The 13,846-nt window shown below is 70.3% G+C and carries 13 protein-coding genes and 1 pseudogene; 8 read left to right on the forward strand and 6 right to left on the reverse strand.

Annotated features, from left to right (window positions below; translation table 11 throughout):
* Position 1 precedes the first annotated feature (1 nt).
* Positions 2–1,150 (forward strand): pyridoxal phosphate-dependent aminotransferase, encoded by a 1,149-nt coding sequence (locus tag ACE3TE_RS08365; RefSeq protein WP_374604063.1) that lies wholly within the window; start codon positions 2–4, stop codon positions 1,148–1,150.
* Between the two features lie 2 nt (positions 1,151–1,152).
* Positions 1,153–1,953, forward strand: coding sequence for an amidohydrolase (locus tag ACE3TE_RS08370; protein ID WP_374603987.1), 801 nt, complete (start codon positions 1,153–1,155; stop codon positions 1,951–1,953).
* Position 1,954: 1 nt separating this feature from the next.
* On the opposite strand, the gene ACE3TE_RS08375 is transcribed toward ACE3TE_RS08370, so the two are convergent.
* From ACE3TE_RS08375 to ACE3TE_RS08395, 5 genes and pseudogenes are all read right to left on the reverse strand, one after another.
* Positions 1,955–2,713 carry a class I SAM-dependent methyltransferase gene (locus ACE3TE_RS08375; protein ID WP_374603988.1) on the reverse strand — a complete coding sequence of 253 codons (759 nt, stop codon included), beginning with the start codon at positions 2,711–2,713 and terminating at the stop codon, positions 1,955–1,957.
* 3 nt (positions 2,714–2,716) lie between these two features.
* Complete coding sequence (gene rluB, locus ACE3TE_RS08380; RefSeq protein ID WP_374603989.1) at positions 2,717–4,210, reverse strand: 23S rRNA pseudouridine(2605) synthase RluB; 1,494 nt, start codon at positions 4,208–4,210, stop codon at positions 2,717–2,719.
* Positions 4,211–4,218: 8 nt separating this feature from the next.
* Positions 4,219–4,872, reverse strand: a pseudogene (scpB, locus tag ACE3TE_RS08385) (SMC-Scp complex subunit ScpB); the annotation flags it as partial.
* 19 nt (positions 4,873–4,891) lie between these two features.
* The gene (locus tag ACE3TE_RS08390) at positions 4,892–5,797 is read right to left on the reverse strand and encodes a ScpA family protein (protein ID WP_374603991.1); all 906 of its coding nucleotides are present in this window, start codon (positions 5,795–5,797) and stop codon (positions 4,892–4,894) included.
* Between the two features lie 67 nt (positions 5,798–5,864).
* Positions 5,865–6,491 (reverse strand): L-threonylcarbamoyladenylate synthase, encoded by a 627-nt coding sequence (locus tag ACE3TE_RS08395; RefSeq protein WP_374603993.1) that lies wholly within the window; start codon positions 6,489–6,491, stop codon positions 5,865–5,867.
* Between the two features lie 75 nt (positions 6,492–6,566).
* On the opposite strand from ACE3TE_RS08395, the gene ACE3TE_RS08400 reads away from it, so the two are divergent.
* Complete coding sequence (locus ACE3TE_RS08400; protein ID WP_374603995.1) at positions 6,567–7,286, forward strand: 2OG-Fe(II) oxygenase; 720 nt, start codon at positions 6,567–6,569, stop codon at positions 7,284–7,286.
* Positions 7,283–8,107 carry a polysaccharide deacetylase family protein gene (locus ACE3TE_RS08405; protein WP_374603997.1) on the forward strand — a complete coding sequence of 275 codons (825 nt, stop codon included), beginning with the start codon at positions 7,283–7,285 and terminating at the stop codon, positions 8,105–8,107. The genes ACE3TE_RS08400 and ACE3TE_RS08405 overlap by 4 nt, the downstream gene beginning before the upstream one ends.
* A gap of 3 nt (positions 8,108–8,110) precedes the next feature.
* Here ACE3TE_RS08405 and ACE3TE_RS08410 read toward each other — a convergent pair whose 3' ends face one another.
* Positions 8,111–8,599, reverse strand: a complete 489-nt coding sequence (locus ACE3TE_RS08410) for a hypothetical protein (RefSeq protein WP_374603999.1) — start codon at positions 8,597–8,599, stop codon at positions 8,111–8,113.
* 118 nt (positions 8,600–8,717) lie between these two features.
* Here ACE3TE_RS08410 and ACE3TE_RS08415 point away from each other — a divergent pair, with 118 nt between their 5' ends.
* From ACE3TE_RS08415 to zipA, 4 genes are all read left to right on the forward strand, one after another.
* Positions 8,718–9,017, forward strand: coding sequence for a YciI family protein (locus tag ACE3TE_RS08415; protein ID WP_374604001.1), 300 nt, complete (start codon positions 8,718–8,720; stop codon positions 9,015–9,017).
* Positions 9,018–9,055: 38 nt separating this feature from the next.
* Positions 9,056–9,295 (forward strand): BolA family protein, encoded by a 240-nt coding sequence (locus tag ACE3TE_RS08420; RefSeq protein ID WP_374604065.1) that lies wholly within the window; start codon positions 9,056–9,058, stop codon positions 9,293–9,295.
* A gap of 200 nt (positions 9,296–9,495) precedes the next feature.
* Positions 9,496–12,993, forward strand: coding sequence for a chromosome segregation protein SMC (gene smc, locus ACE3TE_RS08425; protein WP_374604003.1), 3,498 nt, complete (start codon positions 9,496–9,498; stop codon positions 12,991–12,993).
* A 76-nt stretch (positions 12,994–13,069) separates the two neighbouring features.
* Positions 13,070–13,840 carry a cell division protein ZipA gene (gene zipA, locus ACE3TE_RS08430; protein ID WP_374604004.1) on the forward strand — a complete coding sequence of 257 codons (771 nt, stop codon included), beginning with the start codon at positions 13,070–13,072 and terminating at the stop codon, positions 13,838–13,840.
* The last annotated feature ends 6 nt before the right edge of the window (positions 13,841–13,846 follow it).

A 13,846-nucleotide genomic window follows, 5' to 3' on the forward strand; every position in this document is an offset into this window, starting at 1 on the left:
GATGCGTATCGACACCAAGCTCCCGAAGGTCGGCACGACGATCTTCACCGTGATGTCCCAGCTGGCGCTGGAGCACAAGGCGGTGAACCTCGGCCAGGGTTTTCCCGACTTCGCCGTGCCGCAGCGGCTGGTTGAAGCGCTGGCGCGGGCGATGGCCGAGGGCCGCAACCAGTACGCGCCGATGCACGGCGTCCCGGCGCTGCGGCAGGCCATCGCCGCCAAGACCGAACGCTGTTACGGCCGCCGGGTGGATGCCGACGCCGAAGTCACGGTCACCAGTGGCGCCAGCGAGGCGATCTTCGATGCGGTGCTGGCGGTGGTCCGTCCCGGCGAGGAAGTGATCGTGCTCGACCCCTGCTACGACTGCTACGAGCCGGCGATCGACCTGGCCGGCGCCGTCGCCGTGCACGTGCCGCTGGACCCGCAGGATTTCACCGTGGACTGGCAGCGGGTGCGCGAGGCGATCACGCCGCGCACGCGCATGCTGATGATCAACAGCCCGCACAATCCCTCGGGTGCGATGCTCACCGAAGGCGACATGCGCGAGCTGGCCGGCCTGCTGCGCGACACCGACATCGTGCTGCTTTCGGACGAGGTCTACGAACACATCGTCTTCGACGGCGCCCGCCACGAGAGCGTGCTGCGCCATCCGGAGCTGGCCGGACGTGCCTTCGTCGTCTCGAGCTTCGGCAAGACCTACCACTGCACCGGCTGGAAGGTCGGCTACGCGGTGGCGCCGCCGGCGCTGACCGCCGAGTTCCGCAAGGTGCACCAGTACAACACCTTCTGCACCTTCACCCCGGCGCAGTTCGCCTTCGCCGAGATGATCGAACAGGAGCCGTCGCATTACGAAGGCCTGGGCGGGTTCTACGAAGCCAAGCGCGACCGCTTCCGCGAACAGCTGCTGGGCACGAAGCTGCGGCCGCTGCCGGTACCGGGCGGTTATTTCCAGCTGGTGGATTATTCGGCGGTCAGCGACCTGCCGGACGCCGAATTCTGCCGCTGGCTGACCGTCGAAAAGGGCGTGGCGGCGATCCCGCTGTCGCCGTTCTACGCGCGGCCGCCGGAAGGCCAGCGCCTGGCGCGGCTGTGTTTCGCGAAGGAAGCGGCCACGCTCGACGCCGCGATCGAACGGCTCAGGGCGCTCTGAGCATGGAGGACCTGCGCGTCTCGCTGGTCCAGGGCGATACGCTCTGGCACGACCCGGCCGGCAACCGCCGCCTCTACGCCGACATGATGGCGCCGCTGGCCGGCCAGACCGACCTGGTGCTGCTGCCGGAAACCTTCACCTCGGGTTTCAGCAACGAGGCCCTGACGCAAGCCGAAACCATGGACGGCCCCACCGTCGCCTGGCTGCGCGAGCAGGCTCGGGCGCTCGACGCGGTGGTCACCGGCAGCGTGCAGATCCGCGACGGCGAAGGCGTTTACAACCGCATGCTCTGGGCCACGCCCGACGGCGGCCTGCAGCATTACGACAAGCGCCACCTGTTCCGGATGGCCCGCGAACACGAGCGATACGCCGCCGGCCGCCGGCCGGTCACGGTGGAACTCAAGGGTTGGCGGGTGCGCCCGCTGGTCTGTTACGACCTGCGCTTTCCGGTGTTCATCCGCAACCGTTTCGATGCCGAGGCGCCGGGGCGCTTCGACTACGACCTGCTGCTGTTCGTGGCCAACTGGCCGGCGCCGCGCCGCCACGCCTGGCGCACGCTGCTGATGGCTCGGGCGATCGAGAACCTGGCCTGCGTGGCCGCGGTGAACCGCGTCGGCAGCGACGGAAATGGCATCGCCTATGCCGGCGACAGCGCCGTGCACGACTTCCTGGGCATGCCGCAGGTGGAGCTGGGCGACCAGCCGCAGGTGGCGACCGCGGTGCTTTCGGCGTCGCGGCTTGCCGAACACCGCGAACGTTTCCCGGCCCAGCTCGACGCCGACCGCTTCAGCCTGCTCGACTGAGTCAGCGGCTCGCCGCCACCATCACGCGCTTGCCGTAGCGCAGCTGCTCGTAGCCGTCCGCCGGCACCGTCAGCACGCGCACGTCGCGGAACCCGACCTTGCGCAGCACCCAAAGCAGGGCCTCGAGGCTGGGCACCAGGCAGATGCCGGTGGTCGAGGTTTCGGGGCCGTGGGTTTCGTCGGTTTCATCGACGATGGCGAAGTTGCCCACCATCGGTTTCACGAAGGTGTGGTGGCCGTAGTCGAGCGGTCCCGACAGGTTGGGCGCCACCTGGGTTTCCACCAGGCACAGGCCGCCGTCGGCGGTCAGGTCGAAGGCGGTGCGCAGCGCACCAACCGGGTTCTCGAGGTGGTAGATCAGCCCCAGGCACAGCACCAGGTCGGCGCGGCCGGTGGCGGCGGCCCCGAGCGAATGCACGTCGGCCTGTTCGAAGCGGATGTCGCGGCCGCAGCCGGCGGCCGCGAGGCGCGCGTGATCAACATGGTCGGCGCGCGCATCGAAACCGCGCACGTCGCCGAATCCCAGGTCCTGCAGCTGGTGGGCGAACCAGCCTTCATGGCAGGCTAGGTCGATCGCACGCAGGGTTTCCCGCGGCTGGTCGCCGAAGTGCGACTGCACGGCGTCGTGCAGCATCGCCAGGCGAGTAGTGTGCACCGGCGCCACTTCGGGTGGCGGGTAGGTGGGCACCACCTGGCCGGACGTGAGCCGGAACGGATAGAACCACTCGCGGGCCAGGCAGCGCGCCTCGACGTCGGTCATCGGTCAGTCGTCCGAGGGCAGGCCTTCGGGGCGCTTGGGCTTGAAGCCGCGTGGGCCGCCGCCGCCGGGCTTCTGGCCGCCGCCGCCGCCGGGGCGACGCGGACCGCCGGGCTTCTTGGGGCCGCCATAGGGGCTGGCGCCGGCATTGCCGCCGGGACCCCGGTTACCCGCGGGCCGGTTACCGGGCTTGCCGGGGCCGGGACGGCCGGCGGCGGGGCGCGCGCCGTAGGGACTGGCCGGCTTGCCGGCGCGCGGGCTGCGCGGCGGGGCTACCTTGGAGCCGGTCTCCACGCCTTCGGGCACGTACCAGCTGCGGAAGGCCGCCGGGTTGGCGTCGTGGCCGCCGTGGTGGGTCGGCTGGGCGTCGCCGCGCGGGCCACGCGGCTTGCCGCGCTTGGCGCCGGCCGGACCCTGGCCCGGGCCGCCGATGCGGTTGCCGAAATTGTCGTCGCGGGCGCCACCGGCACGGCCGGGGCCGCGCTTGCCCTTGCCCGGACCGGCGCCGCCGCCGGGGCGGCCACGGCCGCGGCCACGCGGTTCTTCGCGGACATGGTCGAAGCGGCGCAGCTCGCGCGATTCTTCGTCGATCGAGCCGTTGACGTAGGAAGTTTGCTTGCGGTCCTTGCCGACGCGGATTTCGGTCGGACGCGACTTGCGCTGGCCGATCACCGGCTGCAGCGTCAGCACCGCCGGCTTGTCTTCTAGCTTGAACTGGGCGCGCAGCTTTTCCACCTGTTCCGGCGCCAGCTCTTCGCTGTGGCCACGCTTGAGCGGCCGCGGCAGCGGGGTCGAACCGTAGCGCACGCGCTTGAGGCGGCTGACCTGGAAACCCTGCGATTCCCACAGCCGGCGCACTTCGCGGTTGCGGCCTTCGCTGAGCACCACGTTGAACCAGGCATGCGAATCGGAGCTGCCGATGCGTTCGATCGAATCGAACTTGGCCAGGCCGTCCTCGAGCTCGACGCCCCTGGCCAGGCGCTGCACGACCTCTTCGGCGACCTCGCCGTGGATGCGGCAGACGTATTCACGCTGGATGTTCGACGACGGATGCATCAGCGCATTGGCCAGCTCGCCGTCGGTGGTGAGCAGCAGCAGGCCGGTGGTGTTGATGTCGAGGCGGCCGACCGCGATCCAGCGCGAGCCCTTCAGGCGGGGCAGGGCCTCGAACACGGTCGGGCGACCCTCGGGGTCGTCGCGCGTGGTCACTTCGCCCTCGGGCTTGTTGTACAGCAGGACGCGCGCCGGTTCGGTCAGGGCGCTGGCGACAAAGACCTTGCCGTCGAGTTCGACGCGGTCGCCGCTGCAGATGGACTGGCCGGTGCGGGCGACTTCGCCGTTGACCTTCACCAGGCCCTGGGCGATGCGGTCCTCCAGCGCGCGGCGGGAGCCCAGGCCGGCCTGGGCCAGCACCTTGTGCAGGCGCTCTTCGGCCTTGGCGGCGGCGGGCTGGCTGCCCTTTTCCTTGAGGGAAAGGACTTTCTTGGGGGTATTGCTCATGACGATTGCTCCGGCGCGGCGTCGTCGCCGGCCTCTTCGGATTCAGGTTCAGGGGGATCGGCCGCGATGTCCTGCGCGACGGCCGCGGCGGCAACGCCGGCGGGGGTGTCGAAGGGCAGCTGCGGCTCGAGTTCGGGAATGTCCTTGAGCTCCGCCAGCGGCGGCAGCTCGTCCAGGCTCTTGAGCCCGAAATAGTCGAGGAAGGCCTTGGTGGTGCCGAACAGCGCCGGTTTGCCCGGCACGTCGCGGTGGCCGACCACGCGCACCCACTCGCGTTCCTCGAGCAGCTTGACGGTGTTGCTGCTGACCGCCACGCCGCGGATCTGTTCGATCTCGCCGCGGGTGATCGGCTGGCGGTAGGCGATCAGCGCCAGGGTCTCGAGCGTGGCGCGGGTGTACTTGGCCTGGCGTTCGGTCCACAGCCGGGCCACCCAGGGATGCACGGCGGCCCTGACCTGGAAGCGGAAGCCCGAGGCCACCTCGACCAGCTCCACGCCGCGGTCGGCGCAGGCTTCGCGCAGCTCGTCCAGCGCCTGTTCCAGGCTGCCGTTCGGCGCGGGTTCGTCCTCGGGGAACAGGCCGGCCAGCTGGGCCAGCGTCAGCGGTTGCGGCGCCGCCAGCAGGGCGGCCTCGACGATGTGTCGGATCAGGGTCTGGTCCATGGGTCTCGCGGGTCTGGGTTCAGTCGGTCGGCGCGTCGGCGCCGGTGTCGTCGGAGGTCGGCTCGGGCAGGGCGGCCCCGGGCCCGGGTTCGTCGTCGCCGGCGGCCAGGGACTTGACGTAGATCGGCGCCAGCGGCGCCTCCTGCACGATCTCGAGCAGTTGTTCCTTGGCCAGCTCGAGGATGGAGAGGAAGGTGACCACGACGCCCAGGCGGCCTTCCTCGACGGTGAACAGGGTTTCGAAGCCGTGGAACTGGCGGTCCGAAAGCCGGCTGAGCACCTCGCCCATGCGCTGGCGCACGCTCAGCGCCTCGCGGCGGATCGCGTGGTGGGTGTACAGGTCGGCGCGCTTGAGCACGTCGCGCAGCGCCATCAGCATTTCCGCCAGTTCCACCGGCGGCGGCGTCCTGGCGGCGCTGCGGTCGGGCACGTGCACCGACGCCAGGGCGGTGTCGCGGTCGAGCCGGTCGAGCTGGTCGATGTCCTCGGCGGCCTTCTTGTAGCGCTCGTATTCCTGCAGGCGGCGCACCAGTTCGGCGCGCGGGTCGGCTTCGTTGCCTTCCTCGGCCGGCGGCCGCGGCAGCAGCATGCGCGACTTGATCTCGGCCAGGATGGCGGCCATCACCAGGTATTCGGCGGCCAGCTCGAAGCGCATGTCCTGCATGACCCCGATGTAGTCCACGTACTGCCGGGTGATCTCGGCGACGGGGATGTCCAGGATGTCCAGGTTCTGGCGGCGGATCAGGTACAGCAGCAGGTCGAGCGGGCCTTCGAAGGCCTCGAGGAACACCTCGAGCGCATCCGGCGGGATGTACAGGTCCTGCGGCATCTGCAGCACCGGCTGGCCCTTCACCAGCGCCAGCGGCATTTCCTGCTGCTGGGGCTGCGGGGCGCGCGCGGCGTCCTGCGCGATCGGTTCGCTCATCGGCGGCTCATGCAATGTTCGTGGGCTCTCATCGAGCGGGGGCCCCTCCGGCCCGGGTGTTCGGGTGCTACAGCGCCACGGGATGGAAACCCTGGCGGATGACTTCGGGCTCATCGCCCGTGCAGTCGACGATGCTGGTGGGGCCGGGTTCGCAGTCCTCGGCGTCCAGCATCACGTCGACCCAACGCAACCAACGTTCAGCGACCTGCTCGGCCTCGTGGCTGTTCGGATGTTCTTCGTCCGGCAGCACCAGGCTGGTGGACAACAGGGGTTCACCCACGGACTCCAGCAGCATCCGGATCACGCCATGGTCGGGCAGGCGGATGCCGATGTCGCGGCGCTTGCTGCGGCCGGCGTTCTTGATGCGTTTGGGCAGGTCCGGGGAGGCCGGCAGGATGAATGTGCATGGCCCCGGGGTCAGCGATCTGAGCAGCCTGAAGGCCGGATCGTCGAGCCGGGCCAGGCGGCCGGCCTCACTCAATTGGCGACAGAGTAAGGTGAAAGGGTGCCGGCTGTCCAGTTCGCGCAGGCGCTGCACCCTTTCTTCGGCGTCCCGGGCCTCCAGGCCCCAGGCCAGGGAATAGCCCGCGTCGGTCGGCACCAGGGCCAGGCCGCCGCCGCGGATCACGGCCACCGCCTTGTCCACGAGGCGCTGCTGCGGGTTGACCGGATGCACCATCAATCGTTCTGCCATGCCCGATTGTGCCCGGCCCGGGGCCCGCAGGGATAGCGCTGGCGGCCCGCGGTGCGAAACCGCATCATCACCGCCATGGATTTCATCTATGACACGGACCGCCTGAAGGCGCTGGCCGAGGACGGGAAAGTGGCCTACCGGCAGGCGACGCCATTCCCGCACCGGGTCATCGACGGGTTCCTCAGGCCCGAGGCCGCGCGTGCGCTGGCAGATGCGATTCCGGCGGCCGACAGCGGGATGGCCTGGGACCGCTATGCCGCGCAGGGCTTCGAGATGAAGCTGGCAAGTTCGCGCGAGGACCAGCTGCCTGAAACCGTCTGCCGCGCGCTGCACGAACTCAATGCCGGGCCGATGCTGCGTTTCCTCGAGGCGCTGACCGGCATCGGCCACCTGCTGCCCGACCCGCACCTGCTCGGAGGCGGCGTGCACCTGGTCGGCCCCGGTGGCCACCTCGGCGTGCACGCCGACTTCAACTGGCATCCGGGCCTGCAGGCGCACCGGCGCATCAACCTGCTGCTCTACCTGAACGACGACTGGAACACGGACTGGGGCGGTGACCTGGAACTGTGGTCCACCGATGCCGCGCGCCGGGAGAAGGCGATTGCGCCGCTGTTCAACCGCGCGGTCATCTTCAATACCCGCAGCGACACCTTCCATGGCCACCCTTCGCCGCTGGCCACACCCGAGAGCGTCTGGCGACGTTCGATCGCGATGTACTACTACACGAGCCAGCGTCCGGAAGAAGAGCTGCGCGAGCCGCACAACACCCGCTACAAGGGCATGCACCTGCCATGATCGGACGCGACTGGCGGGTGCCGGTGCTGACCTACCACGCCAGCACCGTGGGCGGTCCCGATTACGCCGGCAACGACCACGTCGCCTTTGCCAGCGACCTTGAAACGGCGACCCGGCTGGGCTGGCGCATCGTGCCGCTGCAGTGGGTGGTCGAGCAGCGCCTGGGCCTGGCCGACCGCGACCTGCACCGCTGCCTGGCGCTGAGCTGCGACGACGGCACCGTGCTCGACGTGCGCGACGTGGATTACCCGGGGCAGGGCCCGCAGCCGTCCTTCCTGACGCTGCTGCAGGCGCAGGCCGCGCAGCCGGACCGGCACCTGACCTGTTTCGTGATCGCCTCGCCCGAGGCGCGTGCACGCATGGACCGCGACTGCCTGCACGACCTCGGCTGGATGCACGAGGACTGGTGGGCGCCGGCGCTGGCCGCTGGCCGCATCGGCATCGGCAACCACAGCTGGGACCACAACCACCCGGTGATGCACGAACCCGGACCGGGCGGGATGCCGCGCGGCGACTTTTACGTCGTCGGCGACGACCAGCGTGCTGCATACGAGATCACCCAGGCGGCGGACTACCTGGCGGCGCGACTGGGCCCCGGCCGCTGTCCGCTGTTCGCGTATCCCTACGGGCATGCGCCGGAGTTCCTCGTCCGTGAGTGGTTACCCCGCCACGCCTCGACGCTGGGCCTGCAGGCCGCGTTCGGCACCCAGGGCGGCGCGGTCGGGCCGGACAGCGAAATCTGGAACTTGCCGCGTTACGTCTGCGGGCTGCACTGGTCGTCGCCGCGGGATTTCGAGGCGCTGCTGGCCGGACTGGCCTGATCGTCAGAAGATCCCGAAACCCAGCACCCGCTGCACCAGCTCCGACCTGCGGGCATCGGCCAGCGGCCGGTGCCAGTGCACGATGCGGTTCGGGAACGCCGTGGGTTCGAAGCCGGCGCGCGCCAGCACCGCCCAGGACCGGTTGTCGCCACAGTGGCCGAAGAAGCCCTCGCAGCGGTCGCCGTAGCGGTCTATCGCGAAGCGCGTGACCTGCAGCATCGCGCCGCCGGCCGCACGCAGGCGCTCGCGCTGGTCCGCCGGCATCGCGGCGATGGCCTGGCCGTCGGTGCAGGCGCCGCCGAGCAGGCAGGTGTCCTCGCGCAGCCACAGGTGCAGGTAGGAAAGCGGCTGCAGCCCGCCGTCCGCGCGCCGGTGGAAGGCCACGGCGTGGAATTCGAAGTCGGGCGGCTCCGCGCCCCAGGTGCGGCGGTAGAGCGGGGCGATCGGACCGGCGTCATCGATCTCGGCCAGCACCAGGAAATCGTCCGGCACGCGTTTGCTCCATCGGCGGGAACGGGATGAGGCATTGTCGCCGTTCCGCCGCAGGTTCGCGCGTCGGCGGGCGATTCGGACATAATGCCGGCCAACAGGGTCGGAACCGGGGGGTCCGATGTGGTACGCCATCAAGGGCACTGACCGGGCCGACGCCCTGGCCGCACGTTTGCAGGCCCGGCCGGCGCATCTGGCCAGGCTGCAGGCACTGGCCGCCGAAGGCCGGCTCAAGCTGGCCGGCCCCTTGCCCGCCATCGATGCCGAGGACCCGGGTCCGGCCGGTTTCACCGGCAGCCTCGTGGTCGCCGAGTTCGCCGACCTCGCCGCCGCCCGCGCCTGGGCCGAGGCCGATCCCTACCTCGAGGGCGGCGTCTACAGCCAGGTGGACGTCTGGCCGTTCCGGCAGGTGCTGCCGTGAGCCTGCCGCGCGAACAGCGGCCGGCCGCGATCCGCGCCATGCTTGAATCGGCGCTGGCGCCGGACGCACTGGACATCGTCGACGACAGCCACCGGCACGCCGGCCACGCCGGCGCCCGCGACGGCCGCGGCCATTTCAAGGTCAGCATCGTCAGCCGCGCCTTCGCCGGCCTGGCGCCGCTGGCGCGGCATCGCAAGGTCTACGCGGCCCTGGGGCCGCTGATGCAGAGCGACATCCACGCCCTGTCGATCCAGGCCCGCACCCCCGACGAAACCTGAGGCCCGGCGATCGCCGGGCCCTGCCGGGCCGCTGTTATACTGCCCGTCGGCCGCGCACCGGGGACCGCGCTCTGCCAATGAAATCAACATCTTGGCGTGGGCAGCGGACCGGTTCGCGGACTTCCCCTGGACCCTGCGGCGGGGCGCCGACAACGCCCCGTGGCCGGCCGGCTCGCCCGGTCGACTGAGAACCCCGATCAATGCGCCTTTCCACGATAAAGCTGTCCGGCTTCAAGTCCTTCGTCGACCCCACGGTGCTGCACCTGCCGACCAACATGACCGGCGTGGTCGGTCCCAATGGTTGCGGCAAGTCCAACATCATCGACGCGGTGCGCTGGGTCATGGGCGAAAGCTCGGCCAGCCGCCTGCGCGGTGATTCGCTCACCGACGTCATCTTTTCGGGTTCGTCCTCGCGCAAGCCGGTCAGCCAGGCGCAGGTGGAGCTGATCTTCGACAACACCGAGGGCACCATCGGCGGCGAGTTCGCGCGCTACGCCGAAATCTCGGTCAAGCGCCTGGTCAGCCGCGACGGCCAGTCCAACTATTACCTCAACGGCGCGCGCTGCCGTCGCCGCGACATCACCGACCTGTTCCTGGGCACCGGCCTTGGCCCGCGCAGTTATTCGATCATCGAGCAGGGCATGATCAGCCAGATCATCGAGGCCAAGCCCGAAGACCTGCGCGTGTACCTGGAGGAAGCCGCCGGCATCTCCAAGTACAAGGAGCGCCGCAAGGAAACCGAATCGCGCATCAAGGGCACCCGGGAAAACCTCGACCGCCTGAGCGACCTGCGCGAGGAAGTCGACAAGCAGCTCGAACACCTCAAGCGCCAGGCCCGCGCCGCCGAGCAGTACCAGGCCCTGCAGGCCGAACGCCTGAACAAGGACGCGCAGCTCAAGGCGCTGGAATTCCGCCGCTTCGACGCCGACCTCAAGGCGCTCAACGAAACCCTGACCCAGGACGAGATCAAGCTGCAGTCGCTGCTGGCCGACCAGCGCCAGGCCGAGGCCCAGATCGAGGCCTGCCGCAGCCAGCACGGCGAAGCCAGCGACGCCCTGGGCAAGGCCCAGGCCGAGGTCTACCGCATCGGCGGCGAACTGGCCCGCGTCGAGCAGCAGATCCAGCACCAGAAGGAACTGCGCCAGCGCCTGGAAACCGCCCGCGCCGAGGCCGACGCCGCCTTCGCCCAGGTCGGCGAACACATCAGCGGCGACGAACGCCAGCTCGCCGAACTGCACAACGCCATCGCCGCCGCCGAACCGAAGCTCGCGACGCTGCGCGCCGACGACGAGGGCCGGCAGGACGCCCTCAAGACCGCCGAGGCCGCGCTGCAAGACTGGCAGCAGCGCTGGGACACCTACGCCAAGGCGCAGTCCGAAGCCGCGCGCTGGGCCGAAGTCGAACGCACGAAGATCGAATACCTGGAGAAGCAGGCCCTGGACGCCGGTCGCCGCCGCGAAACCCTGTCCGGCGAACGCAGCGGCCTCGACACCAGCGCGATCGCTTCCAGCCTGGCCCAGCTCACCGCCGACCACGACCAGCAGAAGGCCGGGCTCGACGGACTGGGCGAGCAGCTCGAACAGCGCAAGGCGGCCCTGGCCGCCCTGCAGGACCAGCAGCGCCAGCAGCAGTCCGAACTGGCCGACGTGCGCAAGCAGGCGCAGGCCGCCCGCGGCCGCCTGTCTTCGCTCGAGGCGCTGCAGCACGCGGCGCTGGGCCAGGAAAAGAACGTCGCGCTCGACTGGCTCAAGGCCCAGGGCCTGGACGGCCAGGCGCGCCTGGGCGAAGCCCTGCAGGTCGAAGCCGGCTGGGAAACCGCCGTCGAGACCGTGCTTGGCAGCCTGCTCGAGGCCGTCACCGTGGATGCGCCGCGCGACTTCCTGGACGCCATCACCGGCCTGTCCCAGGGCCGCGTCGCGCTGGTCTCGGGCGAAGCGGGCGGTTTCCAGCCGCCGGCGGGCTCGCTGGCCGCGAAGGTGCAGGGCCCCGATGCGGTGCGCCGCCTGCTGGCGGAGGTGCTGGCGATCGACGAGGCCCGCGACGCCGCGGGCGTCGATTTCGGCGGCAGCACCTCGGCGATCACCCGCGCCGGTGAATGGCTGGGCCAGGGCTGGCTGCGCGTGCTGCGCAGCGGCGAAGCCCAGCAGGGCGCACTTGCCCGCGAACGCGAAATCCAGGCCCTGCGCGCCGATATCGACGTGCTGGCTAAAAAAGAACAGGCGCTAAACGACGGCCTGACCGCGATGCGCGACAAGCTGCTCGAAGCCGAGCAGCACCGCGAGGACGCCCAGCGCGCCCTGTACATGGCGCACCGTGGCGTTTCCGAACTTGCCGGCCAGCTGCAGGGCCAGCAGGGGCGCCTGGAATCGGCGCAGGCCCGCGTCGCCCGCATCGACGCCGAACTGGCGACCCTGGCGACCACGCTGGAAGAATCCCAGGCCAATGCCCGCGAGGCGCGTGCGCGCCTGGAGCAGGCCGTGGCGAAGATGGGCGACCTGGAAACCGAACGCCAGGCGCTCGACAGCCAGCGCCGCAGCCTCGGCGAGCAGCGCGACGCCGCCCGCGGCAGCGCCCGCGAAGCCCGCGAGGCCGCTCACCAGCTGGCGCTCACGCTCGAATCCCAGCGCGCCCGCGTGGTCGCGCTCAGCCAGTCGCTGGCGCGCATGGGCAGCCAGAAGGCCCAGCTCGAAGTGCGCCTGAACGAACTGCAGGCCCAGCTCGCCGAAGGCGATGCCCCGGTGGTGGCGCTGCAGGGCCAGCGCCAGGCTGCGCTGGACCAGCGCGTGGTCGCGGACAAGGCTCTGGGCGCCGCCCGTTCGGCCCTGGACGGCATCGAAGCCGAGATGCGCAAGTACGAACAGACCCGCCAGCAGCGCGACCAGCAGTCGCTGGCCCAGCGCGAGGCGATCTCGCAGAAGAAGCTCGAACACCAGGCCGTGCAGCTGCGCGCCAGCCAGCTGTCCGAAGCCGTCGCCGAGGCCGGCCTGTCGCTGGACGAGGTGGTGGCCTCGCTGCCGGAGCAGGCCGACGTGGAGGCCTGGCGCAAGTCGCTGGCCGACATCGACGCGAAGATGCGCCGGCTCGAGCCGGTCAACCTGGCCGCGATCCAGGAATACGGCGAACAGAGCGAGCGCAAGACCTACCTCGACGCCCAGGACGCCGACCTCACCTCGGCGCTGGAAACGCTGGAAGAGGCCATCCGCAAGATCGACCGTGAAACCCGCGGCCGCTTCAAGGAAACCTTTGACCGGGTCAATACCGGCGTGCAGGAGCTGTATCCGCGCCTGTTCGGCGGCGGCCACGCCTACCTGGAACTCACCGGCGAAGACCTGCTCGACACCGGCGTCGCAATCATGGCGCGCCCGCCCGGCAAGCGCGTGTCGAACATCTCGCTGCTCTCGGGCGGCGAAAAGGCGCTGACCGCGGTGGCGCTGGTGTTCGCGATCTTCCGGCTCAACCCGGCGCCGTTCTGCCTGCTCGACGAGGTCGACGCGCCGCTGGACGAGGCCAACGTCGGCCGCTTCTCGTCGATGGTCACCGAGATGAGCGAGAAGGTGCAGTTCCTCTTCGTCACCCACAACAAGGCGACGATGGAAGCAGCGAAGCAGCTTTCCGGCGTCACCATGCGCGAGCCGGGCGTCAGCCGCCTGGTGTCGGTGGACCTGGCCGAAGCGGCGCGCTTGGCCGGCGCCGCCTGACTGCCGGCCGCGATTTCGGGCATCATTCGCCACGGCGGCTCCGGCCGCCGACGGACAAGGAAACAGGGAGGGGACCATGTTCGACGGACTCAGTGACACCGCGCTGCTGCGCATCGCCATCGGCGTGGCCGCCCTGGTCCTGTTCGCGGTGATCATCTTCAGCAGCCGGCGCAAGCCGGGGCAGGGTCGCCGCTCCGCGCCGGCCCCGCGTGAAAGCGCGGGCAGCGGGCGCCAGGAACCGACGCTGCGGGAAATCATCGAGGCCGATGCCCAGACCGGCGGCGACGCCGCGGCGGTCGAACAATCGGAACTCGACCTGCTGGAAAAAACCCTGGCCGGCGAACCCGTGCCCGACCGCAAGCCGGCCGGCCCGCCGGCGCCGGGCGCGCGCCCGGACGAGAACTTCGACAAGGTCGTCAGCCTCTATCTCGCCGCCCGCGCAGGCCAGGCCTTCCACGGCCCGGACCTGGTGGTGGCCGCGGAAAAGGCCGGCCTGGTCTATGGCCACATGAACATCTTCCACCGCCTCGTGGACAACCATCCCGAACAGGGACCGGTGTTTTCGGTCGCCAACCTGGTCAAGCCCGGCTCCTTCGAGATGGCCGGCATCCAGGACCTGCGCACGCCGGGCATCAGCTTCTTCATGGCGCTGCCGGGCCCGCTGCCGGCGCTCGACGCCTGGGACGCGATGCTGCCGACCGCGCAGCGCATGGCGGAACTGCTCGACGGCGTGCTGCTGGACGAGGAGCGCAACACGCTCGGCCGCCAGCGCATCGCGCACATCCGCGAGGACCTGCGCAACTACGATCGCAAGCAGACAAAGTGGGAACTGCGCACCACCCGCTGAGGCCGG

It is taken from the genome of Arenimonas sp. (assembly GCF_041919775.1).
Lineage (GTDB): Bacteria > Pseudomonadota > Gammaproteobacteria > Xanthomonadales > Xanthomonadaceae > Arenimonas.